The organism is Sulfitobacter sp. SK012 (assembly GCF_003352085.1).
Lineage (GTDB): Bacteria > Pseudomonadota > Alphaproteobacteria > Rhodobacterales > Rhodobacteraceae > Sulfitobacter.
Genome location: NZ_CP025804.1, coordinates 3,803,509 through 3,829,490 on the forward strand (window position 1 = coordinate 3,803,509; position 25,982 = coordinate 3,829,490).

Annotated in this window: 19 protein-coding genes, 1 tRNA gene and 1 pseudogene; 9 read left to right on the forward strand and 12 right to left on the reverse strand. The window is 55.1% G+C overall.

What is annotated here, in order from left to right; translation table 11 throughout:
* Nucleotides 1–99 precede the first annotated feature (99 nt).
* From C1J03_RS18555 to C1J03_RS18575, 5 genes are all read right to left on the reverse strand, one after another.
* Nucleotides 100–2,592, reverse strand: coding sequence for a GcvT family protein (locus tag C1J03_RS18555; protein WP_114887945.1), 2,493 nt, complete (start codon nt 2,590–2,592; stop codon nt 100–102).
* Nucleotides 2,593–2,728: 136 nt separating this feature from the next.
* Nucleotides 2,729–3,340, reverse strand: coding sequence for a hypothetical protein (locus C1J03_RS18560; RefSeq protein ID WP_114887946.1), 612 nt, complete (start codon nt 3,338–3,340; stop codon nt 2,729–2,731).
* 85 nt (nt 3,341–3,425) lie between these two features.
* Nucleotides 3,426–4,829, reverse strand: a complete 1,404-nt coding sequence (locus C1J03_RS18565) for an FAD-binding oxidoreductase (RefSeq protein WP_114887947.1) — start codon at nt 4,827–4,829, stop codon at nt 3,426–3,428.
* A gap of 9 nt (nt 4,830–4,838) precedes the next feature.
* Nucleotides 4,839–6,617, reverse strand: coding sequence for a gamma-glutamyltransferase (gene ggt, locus C1J03_RS18570; RefSeq protein WP_114887948.1), 1,779 nt, complete (start codon nt 6,615–6,617; stop codon nt 4,839–4,841).
* A gap of 142 nt (nt 6,618–6,759) precedes the next feature.
* Complete coding sequence (locus C1J03_RS18575; protein WP_114887949.1) at nt 6,760–7,746, reverse strand: 2-hydroxyacid dehydrogenase; 987 nt, start codon at nt 7,744–7,746, stop codon at nt 6,760–6,762.
* 183 nt (nt 7,747–7,929) lie between these two features.
* Here C1J03_RS18575 and C1J03_RS18580 point away from each other — a divergent pair, with 183 nt between their 5' ends.
* Nucleotides 7,930–8,382, forward strand: a complete 453-nt coding sequence (locus tag C1J03_RS18580; RefSeq protein ID WP_254694281.1) for an SH3 domain-containing protein — start codon at nt 7,930–7,932, stop codon at nt 8,380–8,382.
* Nucleotides 8,383–8,467: 85 nt separating this feature from the next.
* The gene (locus C1J03_RS18585) at nt 8,468–9,466 is read left to right on the forward strand and encodes an NADPH:quinone reductase (RefSeq protein WP_114887951.1); all 999 of its coding nucleotides are present in this window, start codon (nt 8,468–8,470) and stop codon (nt 9,464–9,466) included.
* Here the strand turns inward: C1J03_RS18585 and C1J03_RS18590 are convergent.
* Nucleotides 9,463–9,909, reverse strand: a complete 447-nt coding sequence (locus C1J03_RS18590) for a hypothetical protein (protein ID WP_114887952.1) — start codon at nt 9,907–9,909, stop codon at nt 9,463–9,465. The genes C1J03_RS18585 and C1J03_RS18590 overlap by 4 nt on opposite strands.
* A 58-nt stretch (nt 9,910–9,967) precedes the next feature.
* Complete coding sequence (locus C1J03_RS18595; protein ID WP_114887953.1) at nt 9,968–10,381, reverse strand: hypothetical protein; 414 nt, start codon at nt 10,379–10,381, stop codon at nt 9,968–9,970.
* A gap of 138 nt (nt 10,382–10,519) precedes the next feature.
* Between C1J03_RS18595 and C1J03_RS18600 the strand changes: the two genes are divergently transcribed.
* From C1J03_RS18600 to C1J03_RS18610, 3 genes are all read left to right on the forward strand, one after another.
* On the forward strand, nt 10,520–11,647 hold the full coding sequence (locus C1J03_RS18600; RefSeq protein WP_162798591.1) for an STING domain-containing protein: 1,128 nt from the start codon (nt 10,520–10,522) through the stop codon (nt 11,645–11,647).
* Between the two features lie 77 nt (nt 11,648–11,724).
* Nucleotides 11,725–13,050 (forward strand): mechanosensitive ion channel family protein, encoded by a 1,326-nt coding sequence (locus tag C1J03_RS18605; RefSeq protein ID WP_114889079.1) that lies wholly within the window; start codon nt 11,725–11,727, stop codon nt 13,048–13,050.
* A gap of 76 nt (nt 13,051–13,126) precedes the next feature.
* Nucleotides 13,127–13,201, forward strand: a tRNA-Gln gene (locus tag C1J03_RS18610).
* A gap of 227 nt (nt 13,202–13,428) precedes the next feature.
* Here the strand turns inward: C1J03_RS18610 and C1J03_RS18615 are convergent.
* From C1J03_RS18615 to C1J03_RS18620, 3 genes and pseudogenes are all read right to left on the reverse strand, one after another.
* Complete coding sequence (locus C1J03_RS18615; RefSeq protein WP_254694092.1) at nt 13,429–14,736, reverse strand: hypothetical protein; 1,308 nt, start codon at nt 14,734–14,736, stop codon at nt 13,429–13,431.
* Between the two features lie 168 nt (nt 14,737–14,904).
* Nucleotides 14,905–15,333: pseudogene (locus C1J03_RS26125) on the reverse strand (TniQ family protein); the annotation flags it as partial.
* A 460-nt stretch (nt 15,334–15,793) separates the two neighbouring features.
* Nucleotides 15,794–16,551, reverse strand: a protein-coding gene (locus tag C1J03_RS18620; protein WP_441351119.1) for an IS5 family transposase whose coding sequence is annotated in 2 segments (ribosomal slippage) — nt 15,794–16,227 and nt 16,227–16,551 — 759 coding nt in all. Because the reading frame shifts where the segments join, the coding sequence is not laid out codon by codon here.
* Between the two features lie 531 nt (nt 16,552–17,082).
* Between C1J03_RS18620 and C1J03_RS18625 the strand changes: the two genes are divergently transcribed.
* The 3 genes from C1J03_RS18625 to C1J03_RS18635 all read left to right on the forward strand — a co-directional run bounded on the left by C1J03_RS18625 (nt 17,083) and on the right by C1J03_RS18635 (nt 21,745).
* On the forward strand, nt 17,083–17,625 hold the full coding sequence (locus C1J03_RS18625; protein WP_162798593.1) for a c-type cytochrome: 543 nt from the start codon (nt 17,083–17,085) through the stop codon (nt 17,623–17,625).
* A 556-nt stretch (nt 17,626–18,181) separates the two neighbouring features.
* Entirely contained in the window at nt 18,182–19,756 is a 1,575-nt protein-coding gene (locus C1J03_RS18630) for a hypothetical protein (RefSeq protein ID WP_114887957.1), read from the forward strand.
* 78 nt (nt 19,757–19,834) lie between these two features.
* Nucleotides 19,835–21,745, forward strand: a complete 1,911-nt coding sequence (locus tag C1J03_RS18635; RefSeq protein WP_114887958.1) for a DUF3604 domain-containing protein — start codon at nt 19,835–19,837, stop codon at nt 21,743–21,745.
* A 1,202-nt stretch (nt 21,746–22,947) separates the two neighbouring features.
* Here C1J03_RS18635 and C1J03_RS18640 read toward each other — a convergent pair.
* Nucleotides 22,948–23,643, reverse strand: a complete 696-nt coding sequence (locus tag C1J03_RS18640; RefSeq protein ID WP_216825866.1) for a hypothetical protein — start codon at nt 23,641–23,643, stop codon at nt 22,948–22,950.
* 457 nt (nt 23,644–24,100) lie between these two features.
* On the opposite strand from C1J03_RS18640, the gene C1J03_RS18645 reads away from it, so the two are divergent.
* Complete coding sequence (locus C1J03_RS18645; protein ID WP_114887959.1) at nt 24,101–24,895, forward strand: GNAT family N-acetyltransferase; 795 nt, start codon at nt 24,101–24,103, stop codon at nt 24,893–24,895.
* Between the two features lie 164 nt (nt 24,896–25,059).
* On the opposite strand, the gene C1J03_RS18650 is transcribed toward C1J03_RS18645, so the two are convergent.
* The gene (locus C1J03_RS18650; RefSeq protein ID WP_114889081.1) at nt 25,060–25,953 is read right to left on the reverse strand and encodes a DUF1186 domain-containing protein; all 894 of its coding nucleotides are present in this window, start codon (nt 25,951–25,953) and stop codon (nt 25,060–25,062) included.
* Nucleotides 25,954–25,982 lie beyond the last annotated feature (29 nt).

Genomic DNA, 25,982 nt, shown 5'->3' on the forward strand with positions numbered 1-25,982 from the left:
CGACGGACTGTAGCTTAGGCACCTTGGATGCGTGGGAAAGCGGTCGGGAAAAATTCCCGCTCTGATATCCGTTTCAAACCCCCACTGACTAAGACGATGTTACCCGTCCGCGCGGATGGTAGCATTCTTTGGATCATAAGGACTGTCTTCGACCACCTCAGCTGACCAAAGCTGATCAAACATTTTGACCTGCAGTTTGGTGCCCACTTCGGCGTGTTCCGGCTTGACGTAACCCATACCGATGGACTTGCCAAAAGCGACAGAATACCCGCCCGAAGTTAGACGGCCTACTCGCGTGTCACCCGCATAGAGCACCTCGCGGCCCCACGGATCAGCATCGTCAGGGCCTTCAATCAACACGGTCACACATTTTGCATTAATCCCGTGATCCACCATGGCTTGTTTGCCATGGAAATCTTTGGACAGGTCCACAAAACGCGGGAGATCAGCTTCGAGCGGCGTGGCGTCACGGCCCAACTCAGTCCCGAAGGCACGGTAGGATTTTTCCTGACGCAACCAGTTTTGGGCACGTGCACCAACCAGCTTCATCCCGTGTTTCTCGCCGGATTTTTCCAGCAAATCAAACAGATGGTTTTGCATCTCGATCGGGTGGTGCAGCTCCCATCCAAGCTCGCCGGTATAGGCCACTCGAATGGCGCGCACAGGAACCATGCCCAGTTCGATGTTGCGCATCGTCAGCCAAGGAAAGCGCTTGTTCGACAGTACGGTATCGGGGTCCGCATCCTTGATGACATCGCGCAGGACATCGCGAGATTTTGGACCCGCGATGGCAAAAACACCCCATTGCGTGGTCACATCATGGCATTCGATATAGCCAAGCTCAGGGGCCTTATCTTCGATTGCCTTGTGCAGATAATCGGAATCGTATGCCGTCCAGCCGCCCGCGCTCACCAGATAATATTCATGCTCAGCCAGACGCACGATGGTATATTCGGTGCGCGTTGTTCCGGCCTCTGTCAGCGCGTAAGTCAGGTTGATGCGACCCACCGATGGCAGCTTGTTGCAGGTAAACCAATCAAGGAACGCAGTGGCTCCCGGTCCTTTGACAAGATGTTTGGTAAAGGCGGTCGCGTCGACCAAACCCACACCCTCGCGAATTGCGCGTGCCTCATCAACGGCGTGTTGCCACCAACCGCCGCGCCGGAAAGAACGAGCGTCATGGTCGCTGAACCCCTTGGGCGCAAAGTAGTTTGGACGTTCCCAACCGTTCACCCAACCAAATTGCGCGCCGCGCTCGGCTTGCCGGTCATAGGCGGGCGACGTGCGCAGGGGCCGACATGCTGGACGTTCTTCATCGGGATGGTGGACGATATAGACATGCTCATATGCCTCCTCGTTCTTGCGGGCAGCAAATTCCGTGGTCATCCATTCGCCGTAGCGTTTGGGATCAAGGCTCGCCATGTCGATCTCTGCTTCACCGTCGACCATCATCTGAGCGAGGTAATAGCCTGTGCCCCCTGCGGCCGTGATGCCAAATGAGAACCCTTCTGCCAGCCACATGTTGCGCAGCCCCGGCGCAGGGCCGACCAGTGGGTTTCCGTCCGGCGTGTAACAGATGGGACCGTTGAAATCATCCTTCAGCCCGCAATCTTCGGTCGAAGGAATGCGATGATTCATCGCGAGATACTGACCTTCGATCCGGTCAAGATCGAGCTGGAACAAATCGGCACGAAAGCTGTCTGGCACGCCGTATTCAAAACGCGCAGGTGCGTCTTTTTCGTAGACACCTAAAATCCAACCGCCGCGCTCTTCGCGCACATAGCTTTGTGCATCGGCGTCGCGAATGACGGGATGCTCTACATTGCCCTCAGCGCGGAATTTGACCAGATCTGGGTCTTGGTCCATCACGATGAACTGATGCTCGACGGGGATCGCAGGTATCTTGATACCCAGCATTTTGGCGGTGCGTTGCGCATGGTTACCGCTGGCGGTGACGACGTGTTCAGCTGTGATCACGATCTGCTCGTCGGAGGGAACAAGGTTGCCACCCTTTTCGACCATTTTGGTGACCGTGACTTCCCACGCATTGCCATTCCAGTGAAACGCATCAGCCTGCCATTTACGCTCAATCATCACGCCGCGCTGACGCGCGCCTTTGGCCATCGCCATGGTCACATCTGCGGGATTTATGTAGCCATCCGTCTGGTGGTAGATTGCGCCTTTGAGGTCTTCTGTTCGGATCAGCGGCCATTTCGCCTTGATCTCATCTGGGGTCATCCATTCGTAAGGCACGCCGCATGTCTCTGCTGTGGAGGCATAGAGCATGTATTCTTCCATCCGCTCGTCAGTCTGGGCCATACGCAGGTTACCAACTACGGCAAAGCCGGCATTCAACCCGGTTTCCTCTTCAAGCGTTTTGTAGAACTTGATGGAATAGTCGTGAATGTGGGTCGTCGCAAAGGACATGTTGAAATAGGGCAGCAGCCCTGCCGCGTGCCACGTGGATCCTGAGGTTAACTCATCACGCTCCAGCAGCATGACGTCATCCCAGCCAGCGCGCGCAAGATGATAGGCAATTGATGTGCCCACGACACCCCCACCGACGACCAGTGCCTTAACTTGCGTTTTCATGTCCCACGTTCCCTTGCTGAGTGTCGTCTTCGTTTTAGGACGGGCAAGAAAGTGACGTCATCACACGCCGACACAAGACAGCGCGAAACCGACTTGCAACGTTGATTTTAGCGGTTGGAATGATGTTAGGCGGGGATCAGTCGTAGATGCTGCTGCGGTATACGCTCATATCAACGCCTGCCTCTTTCATACCTGAAACGACGTCATTCATGTTGTTTATGGCCGTCGTGCTTAGGCCTTTTTGAATCGCGCCCATGTTTGCAGCGATCTGCGCGGGGCTCATATTCGCAAGATCAGCCGGGTTCATGCCCATTCGGCGCGGCCTAGGGGTATTGCGCGCGCGAATATCAGCCAGACGGTTGCCCGCGTTTTTATCCTCCGGTTTGAATTTCTGACGAATACGGTCCCACCAGCGTTGCTTTGAAGCCGCGCGGTCAGCACTGACCATCTTTTCCAACATTGGGCTGCCACTGGCCATGGAATCAATTTGCTGCTCATTGGTCATATTCGACCAATCGTCATCCATCGAGTTCATTGCGAGCTGTCGCACCTGAGGCAATTTGCTTGGCTTCGCCGTTTCATTGCGCGCCGCGAATTCTGACATCCGGTCAGGGATCATGGAAAGATACTGGTCGAGTTGTAGCGCGGCTGCACCATGTGCCGACATTTGGCGGCTGTAGTCATACCCGACCACCGCTGTGGTCATGCACAGGGTCACGCCCAACCCCAAAATCACTTTCAACATCATGCTCTCCCAAACCCTTTGGGTTAGAAGAACACCCCGAAAACACGGCGCTAATGGGGCGAGAAACTGGTTTGTTCGCGCCCCTTAATCAGTCGCCGACTATCTTGCCGGGGTTCATGATATTATCGGGATCAAGGGCGGTTTTGATCGACTGCATGATGTCCACAGCACCGCCCAGTTCTTTGAGCAGATAGGGCCGTTTCCCTTGCCCGATGCCATGTTCGCCGGTGCAGGTTCCATCCATGGAAATGGCCAAATCGTTCAGCCAGCTGACAAACATCTTAGCCCGTTCCAGTTCATCAGCGTTTTCCATATCCACCAGCGGCGTCGCATGGAAATTACCATCGCCAGCATGACCCACGATCGGCACTACAAGGTCCAGCTCCGCGGCTTTGCGGCTTGAAGCAACGACCGCCTCAGCCAAGCTGGAAATCGGCACACAGACATCTGTCGCCACCGCCTTGCACCCCGGACGCAGCGTCAACATTGCCCAATACGCGTCATGTCGCGCCTGCCAAAGCTTGTTGCGTTCTTCTGCCGTTGTCGTCACGGCATAGCCTATGCCGCCAAATTCTTCGGACAGCGTGCCAAATACCTCTGCCTGCTCGGCAACACTTGCGTCCGAGCCATGAAACTCCAGCAACAAAAGCGGCGTCTCAGGAAGAGTGAGCTTGGAATAGCTGTTCACTGCCTTGACGACCATCGCATCCAACAACTCGATCCGCGCCACAGGCAGCCCGTATTGGATCACCGCCATCACAGTTTGGCAGGCAGCCTCGACCGAAGGATAGGAGCAGCGCGCGGCTGATATTGCTTCGGGAATGCCTTGCAAACGCAGGGTGACTTCGGTGATCACTGCCAGCGTCCCTTCAGAGCCAACCATCAACCGCGTCAAGTCATACCCCGCCGAAGACTTGCGCGCACGGCTTGCTGTCCGGATGATTTTTCCGTCGGCCATCACGGCCTCGACACTCAACACATTGTCTTTCATCGTGCCGTAGCGGACTGCATTCGTCCCACTAGCCCGCGTAGCAGCCATCCCGCCAATGGAAGCATCAGCCCCCGGATCAATCGGAAAGAATAACCCTTGATCTCTTAGATGCGTATTGAGGGCCATGCGCGTGACACCCGGCTGCACACGGCAATCCAGATCACCGGCGTTGACCTCAACAACAGCATTCATCTGGCTCAGATCAATGCTGATCCCCCCAGCGGGCGCGTTTACATTTCCCTCCAGAGAAGTACCTGTTCCAAATGGGATAATTGGAACTTTATGCGCAGCGCACACCTTTACAATATCCGACACATCCTGCGTTGATTGGGCAAAGACCACGGCATCGGGTGGTTGGTTTTCAATCCAGGTGGTCGTATGCCCATGCTGTTCACGGATCGCGGCCCCCGTTTGAAACCGCTCTCCGAATTGCTGTTTGAGCACACCAAGGACGCAGGCAATCCCGTCCTCATTGCGCGGCAATGTAGTAGCCTCAACCATGGTCTCTCCTTAATTGCCTAGTGCGATGCCTTCTCGGCGCGGGTCCGCACCACCTTGCAAATCTGTTCCGATCTCAATCAGGTGCAAACCAGACGTCAACGACCGCGTTCCAACCTCATACCCCAAGGCCGTCAACTCGTCTGCCATTTCAGCCGCCGCCGTGCCCTCTTCGAGGTCATACTTCCCAAACCGGTTCACCGCATGTGGCAATGACGCCGCTTGCTGCACGTCCATATCCCAGTCGAGCATCGCGATAACCGCTTGTGTCACATAGCCAATGATTCTGCTGCCACCAGGACTACCGATTGCCAGCACCGGCGCGCCGCCTTTCAGCACGATTGTTGGGGCCATAGAAGAGCGAGGCCGCTTGCCCGGCTCAACCCGATTTGCCACAGGCACGCCATCTACATGGCTGCGAAACGAGAAATCCGTCAGCTCGTTGTTCAACAGAAAACCCCCGACCATCAGACGGCTGCCAAAGCCATTCTCAATTGTGGTCGTCATGCTGGCCACGTTGCCCGCGCCGTCCACGATAGAGATATGCGAGGTCGACGGGAGTTCAATCGCGGTGTCATCGGCCCAGTTTAGCGCATGGTCATATTCCGGATTGCCGGGTGTCACTTCAGGCAAGGCATCATCCCCCGCAAGCAAACCACCGCGTTCAGTCAGATACGCCGGATCAAGCAGACCTTTGACTGGGACAGGGACGTAATCGCTATCCGCAAGGTAGCGCCCACGATCCGCAAACGCGAGACGCGCAGCATCACCGATCAAACGCCGTACATTTGCGTCCATCGGCCCAGCGCTTAGGTCATAACCCTCTAACATGCCCAGCGTTTGACCTACGGCCACAGCGCCAGAGGACGGCGGGCCCATGCCACAGACTTCATGATCACGGTAAGTGGCGCAAACGGCCGGGCGCTCTTTTACCTGGTAGATGGCCAAATCAACCTCAGACAACACGCCGGGATTGCCCTTTGCATTTTGCACAGTGCCGACAATTTTCTTTGCCAGATCACCGGCATAAAAGGCACCGATGCCCCCTTCAGTGATTGTTTTCAGGGTCTGTGCGTAGGCTTGATTGATCAACGTATCACCGGCCTTGATCGGCGTGCCGCCGGGCAAGAAATAGGCCGCGGTGACATCTGAACTGGCAAGCCGCTCTGCGTCATTTTCCACCAAACCGGCCAAACGGGGCGATACGGTAAAACCAGCATTCGCCAAATCAATTGCCGGGGCCAGCAAGGACCCCCAATCTTGCGTTCCCCAACGTTTGTGCGCTTGAGCCATCAACGCGGGCGTGCCCGGCGTGCCAACGGACCGCCCACCGACAACTGCGTCAAAGAATTTGAGCGGCTCCCCGGCTTCATTTTGGAACAAACGTGGCGTCGCGGCCAGGGGTGCCGCCTCGCGCCCATCAAGTGTCGTCAGCTCGCCCGAGGCGGCATCATACCAAACCAGAAAAGCACCCCCACCAAGGCCCGAGCTTTGTGGCTCCACCAGTCCCAGCATCGCCTGAACCGCCACCAGCGCATCCGCCGCAGTGCCACCTCGTGCCAAAACGTCATATCCCGCCTGCACCGCGTGAGGGTTCGCTGCTGCAACCATAAAGTCTTGCGATCTGACAACCTGTCCTGCGGCCTTGGCCTCCAGAGCAGCGCTCACTTCGGGCGACAAGCTCTCAAACACACCAACGGCGGCGGCCTCAGGCTCAACGCCATCCGCCGCTTGTTGAGCAAAACCTGCCCCCGCAACCATCACGCCCACTACAAAGGATACAAACCGCATGTCATTTCTCCAATCAAGCGGATCACGCCCGCATTCCTTCGGCTAAAACCATTCACGCGAAGAGTTTTGAGGCCGTGCCCCGTCATCTCGCAACAATCGTTAAGCCTGTCAGCTCCCTCAAGAAGGGGCAAAACAGGAAACGCTAAAGCATTGATGGCACAACCTGATCCGGTGGCCGGTGGCCGTCATCAAACGTCTTGATGTTGATGATAACTTTTTCGCCCATCTCAATTCGACCTTCCATCGTTGCCGAACCCATATGCGGTAACAACACCACATTAGACAGCTCGCGCAGGCGTGGATTGATTGCCGCGCCATGCTCATAGACATCCAGCCCGGCACCTTTGATTTCGCCGGCGCGCAACATCCGGGTCAGGGCGTTTTCGTCGATCACTTCACCGCGTGAGGTATTCACAATCACCGAATCCGGTTTCATCAATTTTAAGCGCCGCGCGTTCATCAGATGAAAGGTCGACGGCGTGTGCGGACAGTTGATGCTGATCACATCCATCCGCGCCACCATCTGATCCAAACTTTCCCAATAGCTAGTCTGAAGCTCTTGCTCCACTTCGGGACGCAGACGTTTTCGGTTGTGATAATGCACCTGCATGCCAAATGCCGCTGCGCGCCGCGCGACCGCCTGACCGATCTGACCCATCCCAAGGATGCCCAGGCGGCGCCCGCTGACACGTCCGCCCAACAGCGCCGTGGGTGCCCAGCCTTGCCACTTGTCTTGCTGCATAACGGCCATACCCTCAGGCATCCGCCGTGTCACCGCGAGGATCAGCGCCATAGTCATATCGGCCGTGTCGTCTGTTAGAACACCGGGTGTGTTGCTCACCAAAACGCCGCGCTGGCGTGCGGTGGCGACGTCAATATGATCCACTCCGACCCCGTAATTCGCGATCAGCTTCAGCCGGTCACCCGCTTGGCCGATCAGCGTATTGTCGATTTCATCCGTAACGGTAGGCACCAGCACATCGCAGGTCCGCATCGCCTCACCCAGTTCTTCACGGGTCATTGGCGTGTCGTCGTCCCGCAGTCGCACATCAAACAGTTCCGACAAACGGGTCTCAACCACATCTGGCAACCGTCGCGTGACTACAACACTCAAGCGTTGCTTTGACATATCTGGTCTCCCCGGCCTTGGCTTAGCGCGCCTCTTGGTGGCATGGTGTCCCAAGCGGCGACGAGGCACAAGAACTCCCGGGCCGCAAATGAGCAAAAACAGATATTCCACAGTGCAGGCGGCACCAGAATGAAATTTTCGATCACAAAGTCACTCGTGGCTGCGCTATTTGCGATTCCCTTTATGTGTAGCATGGCCATGGCTTCTGATATCGGCAAAGTGACCAAACGCCCCTTGCCCCGCTTTGTCTCTATGAAAGCCGTCGAGGGCAATGTGCGTCGCGGCCCCTCCCTAAGCCACCGGATCGATTGGGTATTTAAACGTCGCGATATGCCGCTGCGCGTGACCGCAGAGCACGGTCACTGGCGGCGCGTCGAAGACCGCGACGGCATGGGCGGCTGGGTTCATTATTCGCTCTTATCGGGCGCGCGCACCGTATTGGTTGAAAAAGACATGCTGCAATTGCGCAGCCGCGCCAACCCTGCGGCCCCGGTGACTGTGGCGCTTGAGTTCGGCGTGGTCGCACGTGTCGGTGCCTGCGAAACAGAATGGTGCCTGCTCCGTTCGGGCGGCTTCAAAGGCTGGGCTCCGAAAGCGCGCCTATGGGGCGTCGCCCCTGCTGAGGTTTTCAACTAAGCGCAACCGCTCAAACGGCAATTGCAGTGCCTGCTGGTTTGGCGCAAGGTCCGGTCGACACCATGTCGTCACAGGAGCCTGACTGATGCACGCCGTTACCTATGAAAAATTCGGCAAAGCAGCCGACGTATTGACCCTTTCCGAAATGCCCGATGTGAACCCCGGATCGGGAGAGGTGCGGGTTGCACTTCACCGCTCTGGCGTGAATCCTTCGGACGTCAAGAGCCGCGCTGGCAGCCGCCCCGGTGTGACAGCCCCCCCTTTTCCACTCGTCATTCCTCATAGCGACGGCGCTGGCGTGATCGAGGCCGTTGGGGCCGACGTGGATCCATCGCGGATCGGAAGTCGCGTTTGGATCTGGAATGGTCAATGGCAGCGGGCTTTTGGCACAGCCGCCACTCACATAACATTGCCCGCGACCCAAGCTGTGGCACTACCGGATGGCGTCAGCTTTGATACAGGGGCGACGCTAGGTATCCCCGGCCTCACGGCCTGCCATGCGGTCTTTGGCGGGGGCGACGTTGCTGGGCAAACCTTGTTGGTTTCAGGCGGCGGTGGGACAGTCGGATACCTTGCCGTGCAATTGGCACGTTGGGGCGGTGCGCGGGTGATCGCAACCTGTAGCGCACGCGACCGTAACCGCGTATTAGCCGCTGGCGCACATGTCGTTCTGGATTATGCGGCAGAGGATCTAGCGGGGCAGGTACTTGCTGCAAATGACGGTGCGCAAGTTGACCGGATCTTGGAGGTTGAATTCGGCATCAACCTTGGTGTCGACACCGATGTGATCGCCGAAAATGGAACAATCGCGGCCTATGGATCAGCATTGGAGATGGCCCCAGTGTTGCCGTTCGGACCTCTGCTTTTCAAGGCCGTAACCATCGATGTCATTTTAATATATCTGCTGCCAAAGGCCGAGCGTGATGCAGCCATCAAACGCCTGCACGCAGCCCTGACCGACGGCGCGCTGACTTGCCCAGTGGAAAAGGTTTTTGCGTTGGCAGACACCGCTCATGCACAACAAGCCGTTGAGGCCGGAGGCCGCGCTGGCGCGATCCTGATTGACTGTGTCCTCAAAGATTAAATGTGTGGCGAGGGCCCTGCAGCGGCGACGAACACATAGCGACATTTATAGCTATGTGGCGGAAGCGCTGTGATCCGGCCGTCTGGCTGGCGGAGCACGTAGTGGCCTTCGGGCACAGTAATGGCCTCGCCGTCATCCCCAACCAGTTCAGCCGGGGCGCGCAGGCGCAAGGCCTGAACAGGCCCATAGCGCGGCTTGAAGACAGTCGCGTTGCGGATGGGCTGATGGGTAGTATCAAGTGTCACCCGGTCGAGTGCGATGCGGCGACCATTCTGGCTTTGTAGGGGAACAGGGCCCTCCGGCGGCACCGCCCCATCAGGTGGGTCCAGCAACAGCATCGCCGTGTCCTGCACCCACAGAGCTTTGTCATCCCACGCCAGCCCGGGGGCTAGTGCCCTGCCGGTCTGAGCGCCTTCAACGATCAAGGATTGGTATTCTGCCATTGCATCACCCGTTTAACGCGAATGACGTCCTTGCTAAGGAAGTTTGGTTAACGAAGGATTAACCACGTTCGAAGCTATGGAACTGATAGCTAACCGACACCTTGCCGCGTTTCGTCGCAAGTTCCTTGCCAGAAACAAACATCCGTCGGCGCGAAACATAGGCCTCGATCACCCCATCAAGGCCGATCATAGTTTCGGCAACGCTATCGTCTTCTTCGGAGCCAAGGGCAAGAAAGGTGATCTTGCGGGGTTGGATTTGACCACATTGAGCGAGTGCGTCTATCAAGGCCATGCCGCCGTCATACTCAGACAATGCGCCAAGGGAAAAATCGCTGATCAACAACGCATCACTGATGGGCATTTCGATCCTGATCCAAAAATGCGTGTCATCAGGGAGCGAAAACTGTTCAGAAAAGCCGTCGCTACGGCGAACCAATGCGGGAACGCGGGCGAGTGGACGCTGCTCTTCCATGACACTTCTCCGGTTCGTCAGATCTGCGACAATCAGTGGTTGCTTGACGCATGGGGACCTTTCGTTAAGCATAGTTAACAAACAACAGCCCGGCAAGCGTTTGGCCCCATATTCAGGGGAGGTTTCCTGCGCAGGAAGATGAGGTACAGTTTGGCAATTGGACTTGGCGCACCGCTTAAACGGGTGTTCATCATTGGCCCGATGAATGACGATTTGGATGAAAGCGGGCTTTCCAATGCAACACATATTCCGAACATCGCGGCCGCCACCCGCCGCGTTTTAGCCCAACATACGGCCAATGGCGCGCCAGAATGGGATGTGATTATTCCTCCGAACCATACAGGCGACATCCCTCCCCATATCTTTGCTAACATCATGCATTGCGATATCGCGATTGCGGATCTTTCAAACGCTAGCCCGAACGTGTTTTACGAACTTGCAATCCTGCATGCCAATGGCATCCCTGTTATCCTGTTGACGGAACGCGATACGGAAGACAAACAGCCAAAGAACGTATTCTATACCGTACAAAGCAATCTGACCGTAGTGGACGACTATTCTGAGGCCGCGATAGAGCGCGCCCTGATAACGCCCGCGGGCACGGGCGCACAGCCAGTTCTGGAACAGCTCGCCTTTGCGCAACGCAATGTCCACCGGAGCAACCCGATCAGCAACTATTTTGGTGGTGTGCACCTAATCAACGTCGCCTCCACCACGGGACTGGCGACCGGGCAGTTTTACAACTTTTTGCAATGGGCGCTGCGCGAAGGCGGTATCTTTCAGGATTTTCCAGAACTAGAGGGCTTGATCATTTTGCGCCCTGCGCGCGTCAGCGAAGTGGACCGGGCCACAGGCACCCTGATCCAACGCTTTGGTGACGAGATCACAGACAATGACGATAACCCAGTCATGGACGATCTGGGTCGATCTAAGAAAGAAATCAAACGACAATTCTATCCGCATAAGGGCCACCCGCGAGGCGGCTACTTCTTTCAACGGATTGGCAATTACCTGATCGATTATCCGACACCGATCAGCAGCCTTTCGGTCAGCCAGCAATACCGTGCCGCCGCCGACTATGTCCGCGACTATGCAGAGGTCGATGATGACGACGGAATCGCCCCTATTGAGGCCCGCTTGATCGAGATCTATTTTGAAACACTCCGCCGATTGGCGAACGATCCCGCGAACGGGTGTAGCTTTCAAAATGTGCGGATCCTAACCCTTGAAGAAGCCATTGCAGTGCTGGACACGCAAGCCTCCTAAACTAGAGGTGCATTGTAACAACTGTGCCGCGCGCCTATTCTGGCGGTATTGTTCGCTCAATTTTACCTGAGATTTTTATGCGCCTGATTGCCCTTCTGCTTTGCCTTTCCATTCCGCTTGGTGCTCTGGCGCAGACCGTCACCACGCAGCCTAGCGGCCCGATCTCCGTTACGGAGGGTGCTGTCGCTGATGAGGCCATCGCCCAACGTATCCGCGACATTGTGCACGAACTCGACGGGTACGGCGACGTTACGGTTTCAGTCAGCGCTGGAATTGTGACCTTGCAGGGCACCACCTTGGATACCGCTGCTGCGGGCCAACTCACCAGGCTCGTAAGCCGGATAGAAGGCATCGTCGCCATAGAGAACGACATCTATGAGACGACCGACGTAGTGGAGCGATTGAACCCGGCTGTTGCCCGTTTTACGGCGCGCGCGCAGCAGGCGATGGCGTTTCTGCCCCTAGCGCTGGTCGCCCTCGCCGCCTTTATGCTGGTTGTCACGCTGGGGTTTTTTATCGCCCGTCTCAAAAAACCGTGGAACAAGTTGGCCCCAAACGCCTTTATCGCTGACATTTACCGGCAAGTGCTTCGGCTGATCTTTATTGTGGGTGGATTGGTGGTAGCCCTCGATATCGTGGGCGCGACAGCACTGCTTTCTGGTATTTTGGGTGCGGCCGGGATTGTTGGCCTGGCCATAGGCTTTGCCGTGCGCGACACGGTTGAGAATTTCATCGCATCCATCATGCTTTCGATCCGTCAGCCTTTTCGGCCCAACGACACTGTCGAAATCGAAGGCGATACTGGCAAGGTCATCCGCCTGACATCGCGTGCAACGATTCTCCTTAGCTTTGATGGCAACCATATCCGCATCCCCAATTCGACTGTTTTCAAAAGCCGCATCGTAAATTTCTCCCGCAACGAGGAGCGCCGGTTCACTTACACGCTGTCCGTTCGCTCTGACGCCAACCTCGATCATGCGCGGCAGCTTGCAACCGAAACCCTGAACGCGCTGCCCTTTGTGCTTGAGACCCCTAAGGTTTCCGTCTGGGTGCAGTCGGTTGATGACAGCTCGATTTCATTGAATATGGCGGCGTGGATCAATCAGAACGAAACCGGCATCACCCTAGCGCGGTCCGAGGCGATCCGTTTGACGCTTGCCGCATTCGACGAAGCGAACCTGACGGCCTCCGCTCCCGCATATCGCATCATTCAAGCCACAGAAGACCCCGCCAAACGCACATCCCATGCTACAGGTACAGAACACCTCGAAACAGCGCCGCAGCCCCCTGCCCCCGCACAAGACGTAGAGGCGACGTTGAACAAAGATCTTGATGAGATCATCGACCAAGAACGGGCGGAAGAGCACAGCGATTTGCTCCGAGATGACGCCGTTCAGGAATAACCTACGACCTGCGTGAAATTTCTTGGCGATAAACACTTGCGCCCCGCGCCGCGTCGTCCTATCTAGCGCCTCACGTTGGGATGTAGCCAAGTGGTAAGGCAACGCTTTTTGGTAGCGTGTACCGTAGGTTCGAATCCTACCATCCCAGCCAATACCCATCAGATCAGCTGCCAATGGACCATAAGCGTGCAGTTTTTGGCCAACTTCATGCATATTCGTGTCAAGAAGTTTGTTTTTGCCGAATTCCTCTCCGCAGATGAGGCTTAAGTGCGTTTTTGCACATTAGATTCGGCGAATTGCGTCGACCACACAGCACTGTCGCTTCACTCATTTTGGAATGTTCGGAGCCGATGCGGCCGAATTGCCCTCAAAATGAAGCTACTTGAGGACTCCCTCGACATCCTCGCGGAGATAAAGCGGGCCGTAATCCTCTCCATTTGGCGCAAACGGTTTAACCTCTGCCGCCTTCAGTTTCGCAAGCAATGATGCTTTTTTCAGGCCAGACTCATCTCTCATTATCTTAGTTGTCACAAAGCGTTTGTGAAATTCTTCGATATCGCTTGTTGAGGCATAGACCCACTCGCCACCAAATTTCGGATGCGGCATGCGTGTCGCAGGGGTGTGACCGGCAGCCGCAAGACTTTCGAACCATCCTTGGGTGCGTACACCAACTGATCGGCCAAAGGTGGCAGCAGTAATCAAAGGACCGCCAGCGGCCTCTTGTTCTTGAGACTTCATCCGGTCGATCTCTTCCTTCAGGACACACAACGCTGCGTACCCCTCAAGATCCGTACGGCGAGCCAGTTTTAGATTACCAGCACGTAGTCCGGCAATTATTTTCCCGACGCTTAAGTCAGAGCGGTTTTTGGCCTCCTGTATTCCTTCCCACCGTTTGTCTGAGGGCTCTATTCGAACAGCCATCGCTTGAAGTTCAGCGACTAAGGCAATGCCGTCCGACTTCCGCCAAGGAGAATTGATCGTAGGGATGTTGATCCGAGGCACCAACACGCCATCAATGGCCAATGAAGCAAATTGCCCCTTCTTTGCGCCCATCGCTCGCTGCATTCCGATAGGACCAACCAGCGTCGGAATTTCCGCCAGCAGGTCAGCAAAGGTTGCTGCGTCGAAGGTTTTTCGAGAAATGGGCCTGTCATCGTCAGCAGCAATCGCGCCAGCATCAATTAGGCATTGTTCAAGTAACACAGGCCCGATCCCTGTCTCTTCCGATGCAGTCAGAATTGAGTGCAGTTGCCTTACAGGCTGGGCAATCCCAAGAACAGTTTCTCCGGCAGCAACCGGCCAGATGCCGACGATGCCATCCCGCAGAATTTTCCGAAATGGGGTGAAGTCTTCTTTGTCCAGATGTGCCTGACTGAAATCGATGAATAAATGACCAAAAGCCTTTTGCGGTTTGGCGTTGGAGCCATCAGAAAGGGCGGCAAGCTCGTTCAGTGCATTCCGGATTGCTGCCTCTCCATGGCTTGCTACACAAAAGCCCAAGGTCCGGGCCCGCTGAAGCCGCGCACTTGGATCCAAATGAGACACATCCTCCAATCGCAGTAGTTCTGTACCCAGAAGCGTACAAAATGTCGTTGCAGCATAAAGTGTGTGATCAGCGAGCCATGTATCGTCAGCTCCCGTTTGAAGACGGGTGTCGAGCCAAGTGTCGTAAGGCGAAGGCGTCATGCATGGCTGCTCTAAACTACCTTCCAGGACGTCTTTCAGGATCTCGGCGAAGCGAGATGAAAGATCATATCTAACGGACTGGGGTGTGTGCTTCCACAGCGGCACCAGAGGATGGCAATGTTCGACGCAAAGATCGATTTCTCGCACTTGCCAATCCCCACGCATCGTCATTTGAGCGAGCGGTCGGAGATGATCAGCTTCGGCATCTTTACGCAAACAAACAGGACAGCCTCGTATGATTGGGTTCCTGAGTGCACGAGAGACAAACACCTCACCTCGAAAGATCGTCCGAAAATCGCCGACACCCCTTCCCGTCCAGGAAATGAGTTCTTCGAGTTGAAGGTCACTTAGTCCGCCACTTGCGGCAAGCCTGTGCAAAGCAGCATCTTCGAGATTGACTATCTTCTTAAGCGAAAATCCCATGTCCAATGCGAAGTCAGCAGCGCATATTCCGTTCAGCGCCGCGATCCGAGATAGAAATGACGGGATCGTTTCCCTGTGGTTCGGTTCGGGACGGAGGGGGAGTGGTTGTAACACACTGTGCGAGATACTGCCTCTGGACGGAATACGAAAGCCATTTTGGCTGAGGGTTATCATCGGCAGCTTTGGGGATCAGACAACAGACGCTTGGTTTCACGCCGCTGGAAGACAAGCGAGCGCGTGGTTTGCCGCACTTCAGCGGGATCGCATCGTGATAGCTGGCGATGATTTCCGGCGAGTGAACGGCCATAGTCAGCTTGGTGCGTAAGGCCACCGTACGGGGTATGCCAAGAGCTGTGAAGCCGTTTGGGATCGCGGTGCGGATCTGGATCTCAGCAACCTAGCGTTCTTTGGGCTGAGACCCGCCATGGGCTGCGCATTGTAGGAAAGACCGCTTGTAGACAGAACCCCAATTACAGAACTCACCCGTCGTTTTCGCCTTTGCCAAAAACGTATGAGTTTTGACCGGTTCTTCGCTCACAGCGCACGTTCACTGCCAAAATGACAAATGGCGACAGTGCCGGACTAAACGGTTTTTCATCCGAAACCGCTGCGTCGACGTGATTAGGTTCAGGACTCATAACCAGAATATGACGGTTGCTGCGAGGGCGATTGCTGACAGGAATACCTTGGGGCAGCGGTCATAGCGGGTTGCGACGCGTCGCCAGTCTTTGAGCCTTCCAAACATTCGTTCGATGCGGTTGCGACGTTTGTAACGGCGCTTGTCGTATCTAACGGTCTTATTGCGTGACTTGCGGCCGGGGATGCAGGGCCGTGTTCCCCTGTCTGACAAGGCTTCTCGGAACCAATCTGCATCATAACCCCGGTCGGCGAGTAACCAATCAGCCTCGGGTAAACTGCTCAGTAGCGCTGCTGCGCCGGTGTAATCGCTGACCTGACCGGCCGTTATGAAGAAGCGGATCGGGCGACCGCTGGTGTCAGTGACGGCGTGCAATTTGGTGTTCATGCCGCCCTTGGTCTGACCGATTAGCCGCCCACGCCCCCCTTTTTAAGCCCCAGGCTTGAGGCCGTGCGGTGCGCTTTGAGGTAGGTCGCATCAATCGAGATCGTTTTATTGTCGGGTGCTTTAGCCGCCAATCCAGTCATGATCCGAGCGAAAACGCCCATATCGCTCCAGCGCTTCCAACGATTGTACAACGTCTTGGGAGGGCCATACGCGGCAGGTGCATCACACCAGCGTAAGCCATTGCGATTGATGAAAATAATACCGCTCAAAACACGTCTATCGTCAACACGTGGCTTGCCTCGGCTCCTCGGAAAATACGGGCGTAACCGCAACATCTGTTCTTCGGTTAGCCAATAAAGATTGCTCATCGTGCCCCCCAAATCATTGGGGTCTGTGAATCATGACGACAAATCAGCAGCAAGGCATTTAATGGGTCCTGAACCTAGGCGGAAAAGGCCTCTTGGCATTCGAACAAAAGGCCGCGTAAATGAGTTGAGAGACTGCAACCTAAACGGGACAAGATCAATATACACTTGATGGCCTAAGAAACGCCTAAACACTAACGGTCGCTCGGACATGAAAATAGGTCGATTAACTAACATTGTGGAGGCCAAAAATGGGGACCGGATTAGAACTATGGTGTAGCAGTTGTGTGAAAACAACAGAACATCTCGTTACGAAAACGTCACAAGAAAAATGGCAAATACCAGATCTTCTCAACTCTCCGGAAAACGCTTCCGAGTTTATGAGAGAAAGAACTCGTCAATGTAGCCAATGCGGCCTCGGCCAAGCGGCGGACAAAAAAGACATTTTACCTGCCTAATTTCTTTCGCTCGCCACCAATCTGACCGTTTGAGAAATTTATGGTAAAGTCAGACTGAAACATGGAGGTGCCAGTGATGAAAAAGCCAAAACCATATTTTCTCGTTTTAGCCACCCTATTCGGACTTACAGCGGCCTGCGTTTCAGCCCCGCAGCACGGTGACTGGTGGGGTCACGGCCCGATGGGGCCGGGCCATATGCAGCCCGACGGCATGCATGGCTGGGGTTGGGGCGACATGGGTCAAGGCCAACAGCAGAGGATGCAGCGACACTGGACATACATGAACAAGGGAATGCCCGCGACCTATCGGGGCGCTCGAAGCCCTTTTCGGGCAACGCCGCAGGTTATTGCCGAAGGAGAGACACTCTATTCTGCCAATTGTTCAGGATGTCATGGCGCGGAAGGTTTAGGAGACGGTGAGGCGGGACGCTCTCTTGTTCCTTCTCCAGCCTTGCTTAGATGGTTTGTCCAAATGCCGATGTCAGGAGATGAATATCTCCTCTGGACGATTTCCGAAGGCGGAGATCGATCTGGGACCGACATGCCCGCGTTCAAAGATAATCTGAGCGAAGAAAACATTTGGAAGATCATCGCATACATGCGCGCGGGTTTTCCCTAATCTCATTTAGTTTAAAGTCCGGCTTGTCGGCAACTCGGTCATTCAAAAGGCTTACGGTTGCGGCACCGCGGCGAACGGCTGGTTTGTCCCGCACAGCAGTCACTCGCACCGACCGCGGCGAAGGTTGGCTTCCCGCCCTTATTGACGAAATGTGCATGGTGCAGCAATTGGGCCAAATCACTCGCGTATCACGGTCGCGAACGGCCCATTGCTGCCGTCCATCACACACTTCCACGCTGCGGTGCAGCTTTCGCATTGCTGTCGTTCGCGCATCGTGCAGCATTTTGGCGGTTTGACCTTCGATCAACGGACGAACCTGCCACTCGCCGCACCCTGCTTTGTTGCCACGGCAAACTGGGTATCCAGACTTTATCAAAGCCAAGCCGATCTAGCCGGACCCATTCCTCCAGATCGTTCCTGTGTCTTTCGACGATTGAGCGCTCGGGAGGTCGTCCAATGGGTGCATAGCGAGAACACTCGCTCCCCTCCCATCCAGCAATTGTCTAAAAAGAAAATTAGTGGCAGGCTCGGACAGCGGCACTGAAGGAGCGGCAGGATGTTAATAGGAAGGGTCGGCATCGCTTTGAGAGCCTTTTCATGCGCGGCCGCTCTCGCCCTAAGCGGATGCGGTAGTGCGGCGGAAGATTCAAAGGCGGATCGCACGGCAATCGCAGACAGACTGGCTGATCCGGCAGATTATGCCGGGAACGTTACGTTTCGCATCGCCGAAGCCTTTCCTATCGGGGATTCCAGCGTTCCGTTTGCTCTGTATCTCGGACTCGCTCCGGAGACGGAGACGCGACTCCGAGTGAACGCATTAATCGACCTTCGCGAACTCCAGCGTGCCCTGCCGGGGCTGATCTCGGACACTCTAAATCCAAGTTGTGGGCTCAGCCTCGATGTCACACTGAACGATGCGCGAGCGGCGGGAGATACTGTGCGTGGGAGCGGCACGGTTAAGGCCGTTGTCTACCGATGCAAGATTAGCGGGACGGGAGAGGAGGAGCGCGGCGCTCGCTTGCTGACACAGACGGTCGACGTTGACGTCGCTGTCGGCGTAGGCATTCAGGGAGACTGTATCGTCTTCTCCTTGGTTGATCTCGAGCTCGCGCCCCGTGGGGTGATTGGCTGGTTGGCCAACCTTCTTGGGGTGACGGAACGTGTGCGGACTGTGATCCGCGAGACTGGAAGAGCGACCCTGTCGGAGAATCCTGTCTGTCCTGATTTGCCAGAGGCTCTTACCCTTCTGGACTTGCACTACAGTCAAGTTGACCTTCGAGAGATAGGAAGCGGTGGGATCGGCGCAATTCTCTCAGGCTCGGTCGACACCGGCGCGGAAACGCTGATCAGCCTCCTCGCATTGGGGCAAACAAACGGGGTTCTACCAAATGCAGGGCTGGCACCCATACTACCTACCGCGACCACCGCCGGTCGACGCGTCGACTTCAGGATCGACGAAACGCTAGCGGCACCGAACGGGCAAGTCGCCTATGGCCTCGACCTTCGGCTTGCAACTGTCGCGCCGACCCGGATTGGCGTGAAAACCGTGCTGGATCTTAGAGACTTGCAGCACCAATTGCCGGACCTGTTTTCCGATATTGTTCTTCTGGATACCTGCGGTTCGCGCATTACGCTGCAACGGTTGGAGGCTGAAGCTAGAGAGAAGGCTGTTATCGCGAGGGGACGGCTTGATGTGCGAGGGTTCGCCTGCGAGAGAACCGGCCCAAGCTCTTGGGAACGTGGTGAGCCACAGACCTCTGAAGAGGTTGATGTCCGCGCCGAGATGTCGATCCGGCTCGTTGAAGGGTGCGCCGTTTTCAGCCTACTTGATCTCTCTCGCGACCCGCCACTCCCGTTCGGCCAAGTGGAAACGGGGAGCGGTCGGATCCAGGCGGCACGGGCCCTGCTTCTTGATGCGGTTGGTTTTATGCTGGAGGGAGCGCCGCTATGTCCTGAGGTGCCGCCGGAGCTGACGATGCTTGACCCGCAGTTCGAACGCGGCGAACCGCAAGAACTCGACCAGGGTGGCATCGGGGTCGCAGTCGAGGGGTCAATCGACGTGAGCACGAGGACCATCCTCGAGTTTTTACAGCTATTGCAGCATCGGGGTGCGCTACCGCCACGTCCCTAGTTTCAACGCCCTGATCGGCGGCTGGCATTGCCTCAAGAAGCTTACTCAGCAATACTTGAAAAAAAAGGGAATGTGAAAATGTCGATTGGAAAAACGCTAACTGGCGCACTGCTCACTTTGAGTACAGTCCTGCCGTCATCGGCCTCTGCCCAACAAGCGAGCGGGCCTGATTTTTCCGTACCGAAAAACGAAATTGTCGAGAAGACAGAGAATTACTCTCCTTTCGTAAACTTCGAGGCACCTGATCGTGTCTTCTGGGGAGATTCACATCTGCACACTTCGTATTCTTGGGATGCTGGATTGGTAGGCAATACGTTAGGCCCGGATGAGGCTTATCGCTTTGCGAAAGGTCAGCAGGTTATTGCAAGCTCTGGGCAGCCGGTCAAACTGGTCAGACCTCTGGACTGGCTCGTAGTGGCAGATCACGCAGAGAGCCTTGGTGTTGCGGTGCTTATCGAGCGTTCAGATCCCGCCATTTTAAAAAGCGAAGTCGGCCGGACCACGCACGACCTGTACAAAGAAGGCAAGATCTACGAAGCCTTTGAAAACTGGGGCCTGAATGTCATCGTTGGGGGCAATGATCCGCTCAAAGACCCTGCGCTGACCCGCACTGTCTGGGAAGAGATCATAGACCACGCTGAAAACCACAATACCCCCGGGCAGTTTACGGCCTTCATCGGCTACGAATGGTCATCAGCGCCAGGTGGCAATAATCTGCACCGCGTCGTCATAATGCGGGATGGTGCGGCGGAGGCGAAAAAAGTCCTACCGTTCGCTGCCTATGAGTCCGACGACCCCGAGAAACTGTGGGATTGGATGGAAGTCTACGAAGAAAAAACCGGTGGGCAGATTCTTGCTATCCCCCACAATGGCAACATCTCGAATGGTGTGATGTTCTCTGTCGAGACCCAGTCCGGAGACCCAATAGACCAAGAATATGCAGAGCGCCGTGCCAAATGGGAACCTCTCTATGAGGTCACTCAAATGAAGGGTGATGGAGAAGCGCATCCGTTCCTGTCACCGAACGACGAGTTCGCTGACTATGAAAATTGGGATCGAGGAAATTGGAACGGTGAGCCGAAAACACCGGAAATGTTGCCACATGAATACGCCCGGGGTGGATTGAAGGTCGGCCTTCAAATGGAAGAAGCGCTCGGCATCAACCCATTCAAGTTTGGAATGATCGGTGGAACCGATTCACACACCTCGCTGGCCACCAGCCGAGAAGATAACTATTTCGGCAAAGTGTCGTTGATGGAACCGGGTCTCGACCGGTTCGAAGGAGAGATCGTCCCCGATCCGCAGAATGCGGGCACAGGTACATATGAATTTGAGACCATCGCGTCGGGGCTTCAAGGTGTATGGGCCAAGGAAAACACGCGCGAGGCTTTGTGGGATGCAATGAAACGCAAAGAAACATACGCAACCACAGGCAGCCGTATGACTGTCCGGGTGTTCGGCGGCTGGGAGTATAATGCCGACGATGTGCTGAGGCCAGATTTTGCCAAGACAGGTTATCTGGGCGGTGTGCCCATGGGCGGTGATTTGCAAAACGCACCTGACGGCATGGCCCCTAAACTGATGATCCGCACACTGCGTGACCCGGACGGAGCGAACTTAGACCGTGTTCAAGTTGTAAAGGGTTGGCTCGATTCAAACGACCAAGCACAAGAGCTTGTCTATGATGTCGTTTGCTCCGATGACCGAGAAATCATTGAAGCTCGTTGTGAACGTGCCGTCGGCAATACCGTCAACATCGAGGCTGCCACATACACCAACGATATTGGCGATTCACTTCTGATGGCCTTCTGGGAAGACCCCGATTTCGATCCCTCACAGCGTGCCTTCTACTATGTTCGGGTTCTTGAGATTCCCACACCACGCTGGACAACCTACGACGCTGCTTTCTACGGTGTTGGTTTGCCCGAGGGCGTGCCACCGTCACAGCAGGATCGGGCATACACATCACCGATTTGGTATACGCCATAGCAGACGGTGGAACACACCGCAGCGAATGTCCGCAGTCCGCCCTTATTGTCGAAATGTGCATACCGCAGCATCGGTCACTATGGGCTGAAGTCGCGACACGACATGAACAAGATATTGACGATCCTCAGCGGATCAATGGCGCACGCATCGCCGAGGTACGTTCCAGTTCAAGCTCGTCAATTCTGGCATCTTTCCGCAATCTCGGATCCAAGCGATCAAAGTCGTAATTTGGTTGGAAATCCCTTTTACAGAATATCAGAGTCGACTTCCCAATACGTGCCGGAAGGGTAGAATACCGTGCGAGGTTGACTGATGCCGAACAGTAGCTGCAATAAGTTGTGATCGTTCAGGGATTTGACCCTAAATAAATCATACATATGCGGTAGGTATTTGTTTTAAATAATTAAATATTCAAGCAATTGGCCGCTTGAACCGCACAGGGCATACTCATTTCACGGCTTATTTAGGATTAACCACAGTGTGCCTTAGAGCCTTCTCGACTGTTCCTCGTCCCTTCAGTCGGGAGTTAGGCTCGAGATTAACTAGTTCGGGTTGCGCAGCACTATCTGCGCAACCCTTTTTAAACCAAAGCGACTTTATCGTCGTAGTGAAAGAATGAATGATGACCCAATTTACCGCTGACAAAAGAAAAAATGAACTCGGTTCTATCGAGCTTGCTCCGATGCAAATTGACGAGCTGACAGCACGCAAATTTCAACTAAGTGCGACCCTTCTTCTCATAGTAACCACAACTGGATTGGGACTGCTCGGACTATAGTCAGCTGAGGTGATGTTGAGCATACGCTCGTTCATTCGCCAGCCTCCAGTATCTTAAGTGCCTCAGTTCCCGCCAGGTTTGGATTTTGCTGGCCAAAGTCGAAGCCAGTTTCCCTCATCTGGGTTTTGGCAGCAGCATCGACCACATTTGCCGTTTTCCACGGCGGCTCTTCAACATGCAAAGAGGTTAAAAAACTGTCTGTGATTGTAATGTTTCCGATACGGTCGGCTTGAAACGCGGCTTGGCTATCAGCTTAAAGCTGAACGGAAACTTTAACGTATCTTCGGGAATGTCCACGCTGTCATTCATTTACTGGATCTCGACCAGCCGCCAGGGAATACCTGTAAGATCACCAGCATTTGTGCTCAGTGCGCAAAATATTGAGCCGGCTAAAAGCAGTAGCCGGAAACAAACCCGGTTCATATTAGCCACCTTCAATCGCGGCAATCGGAACTTCGTACACCTCTGCACCATTGACTGTGACGGTCCATATATCGCCATTTATCATAGCCTCCACCTCGCGATTGGTTGCGTTTACATAGCCAGTCATGAAGTTGATCGTGAACTGTTCGCCTTTCTGGTTCTGAACCACAATCGAAGCCTGCCGGTCTTCCATACGCAATATGCCAGCAGGGCACTGGCCGAATTTGGTGTCGCTCGCGTCTCGGCAGTTCAAGAGTGTCGTGGCATCATAATCTTTGGTGGAGAAGGGAAAGGCTGGATTGTCCGCGTTATCAGGTTCAAGCGCAGCTGCGTTCCAATAGACGAAAACACTTTCGTCCGGAAATCGAAAGATCAGACCCTGGTCACCGAGACCACTCTGCCGATAGACCCTGCGGCCATCCTTGTCTTTGAAATTGCCGACCGTGTTTCCGTCCGGCTCCAGTTCGTGGGTCACACCGTCTGCACGTCTGATGGTCACAAAGCCCTGCCGCTGCGAGAAGCTGCATGAGATCATGTCGGACGCTTGGTCCGACTTTGCGGGATAGATGTCGCATCGTGCTTCTGCCGTGTCCGCCGAGGCAGAAGTCGCCAACATAGTCACCACTGTTGCGGTAGCCAAAAGCCCAGTCTTTATGAACTTCCATATGTCGATGGGCATCAAATTATATTTGGTCACGGTTTCTCTCCTTAAAAATAAACCCAAACAGAGCAGCTTAGACGCAATGGAAGTCAGCAGTGAGCCACATTATAAGACTTCTGCAACGTAGCTTATGGCCTTGATGCAAATCAAGCTTCAGGGGTGGGCAGAGAGGTACTCTCTGCTGGAGACTAAGTTCTTGTGCATTGACGGTCATGATGCTGTGTTCCGACCATGAAGTTAGGGCCTCGTAGGGTCATCGGCACTCTTCCAGCTGTAAAGTGGTGGGAAACATCACCGGGGGCCTAGGCGACCCATCTACGTTCTCTAAAACACGCATGAACGGAGTAGCGCCGCAGGCATCGCTTGCTTGGTTTGCATACTGTTGGTTTATGACGCTAAGTTGGCAAAGCAACTGTTGGAACTGAACGTATTATCAGTTGCTGCGGAGCAAGTTCACGATGCCTAATTGTCGTTTAGATTCAGGGATTGCGCGATGGCTTACACCGAACTCTTCGGAAATCCTGCGCATCGTACCTTTCTTAGGCGCGGTGAGAATCTCTGGCGTGTCGTTCAAGGCCATCCTCGCTATGCTTACTACGGGACTGTCGTATCACTAAGCGATCCGGGGGAAGACACCGCAGAGATCATGACCAGTCTCGCTCGGTTACAAGGCTTAGGAATGTGTTTCTATTATCCCAAAACTGGCGCGACTGCTCTTCTGGCAGGCCTAAAGGCCAAAGGGCTGCGGACAGCGCAAAGTTTGTACCATCGTGGTGGCCGCGCGGCTTATGAGGCAAGTAAAACCCTTTTGAACAGTAAGACTGCGCCAGAAAACCTGACCATTTCGCGGTTAGATGCGACTACGCCTGAAACGGTGATCAAAGCAACGGTAGAGTTATGCCAGAGTTGCGGCCTGTCAGCGATGCCCGGCGAAATCATGCGTGGCAGCGTTATTCCGGGAATAAACCTGATTGCGACAGACGTCAGCGGTACACCTGTGGCCACCGCGGCGTCATATGCGATGCATGCTCCTGACACGCCCCGTGCCACTGAGGCTTTCTGGGGTGTGCTAGCAACCCAGAAAGACTATCGCGGACAAGGGTTGGCCGCGCGGCTTGGGGCTCTAGCGATTGTGTATATGTGGGAGAACGAGGGTATGCGCGCCTTCAATACGGGTATCAAAGCCGAAAACTTGGCCTCACAAGCTGCCTGCGCAAAGCTAGGCGTATTGAACACCGATTGGGTAACTGCTTTTTGTTTTGATGACGAGCGTTTGGCCGCCCAATAATTAGCGATCCGAATTCCGGTTCGGGTTCGATGTCTCCTCTCACGTTGTGAGCAGAGCAGACCTTTGGCCACTTCGGAGCATTGGTCAAAAAGGGCTCATAGCTGGCCTTCTCTGCGTCCTGCGTCGACGACCGTTGTGCGGGTCACTTCAGGTTCTGTCGGGTTTCAGTACAGGCAGCATTTCTTGAACTTCTTGCCGCTGCCGCAGGGACAGGGGTCGTTACGGCCGACTGGGACTGTCGGGTGTTTAAAGGCTTCAGTCCAGGGGGCCACGCGCAAATCATTGCTGACCTTACGGATATTCTGCTGCGTGAGGAACGCATCTGAATAGCAGTGCCATTTCGACAGATCTTCGATGGCATCGGTGATCAGGGAATTCTGGTAACGGCGGTTTACGGGTGAGCCATTTGCATCGAGCGTGGCCCCCAAATCCTCAAGGAAATGCCCGAAATCGTAGTAGTTCTTCGGAATCAGGCCCGTGTCGAAAACAACGCGCACAGTCTCTGACATGTCTTCAAGTCCGAGGTCGGCAACGGCGTCCATCCAGCCGGTGAGAACGTCGCTCGAAGCCTTGGGGCATCGCTGGCGGAAGGTCCGAAAGTAATCCTCTATCACCGGGCGTTGGGTGAGGTGCAGTTGCGCAATCAGGACGAGGGCGCTCATCAGGGCCGTGCGCGCGAATTCATCGGCCTTCTTGTTCTCGATGACGTCGAACAAGGGTTGCAAGTCACCGTCGAATGTTCCGGCGATGACGCGAAAGCTCGTTTCGGTCACGGCGTCTCCGAGGAGATGGTCGATGACGCTGGTCGGGCGAGCGAGCATCTGAACTAATGGGCGATAAGCGCGTGGATCTTGCCATTCGCCAAGCATGTGGAAGATAGGAATAAGGGCCATCAAGTCAGAGTCTTTCATCTCCGGGATGGACTGACGTGCAAGATGGCTGACCAGATCGACAAAGATTGGCACCATTTCTTCGCGCCTAGCGCGCGCTTCGGCCATAGCGGCTTTCGGGAAAATGTCGTCGCGCGCGAGATTGCGCATGATTTCTTCGGGAGTCATGGCTTTTCCTTCAGTCGGCCGACGTTGGC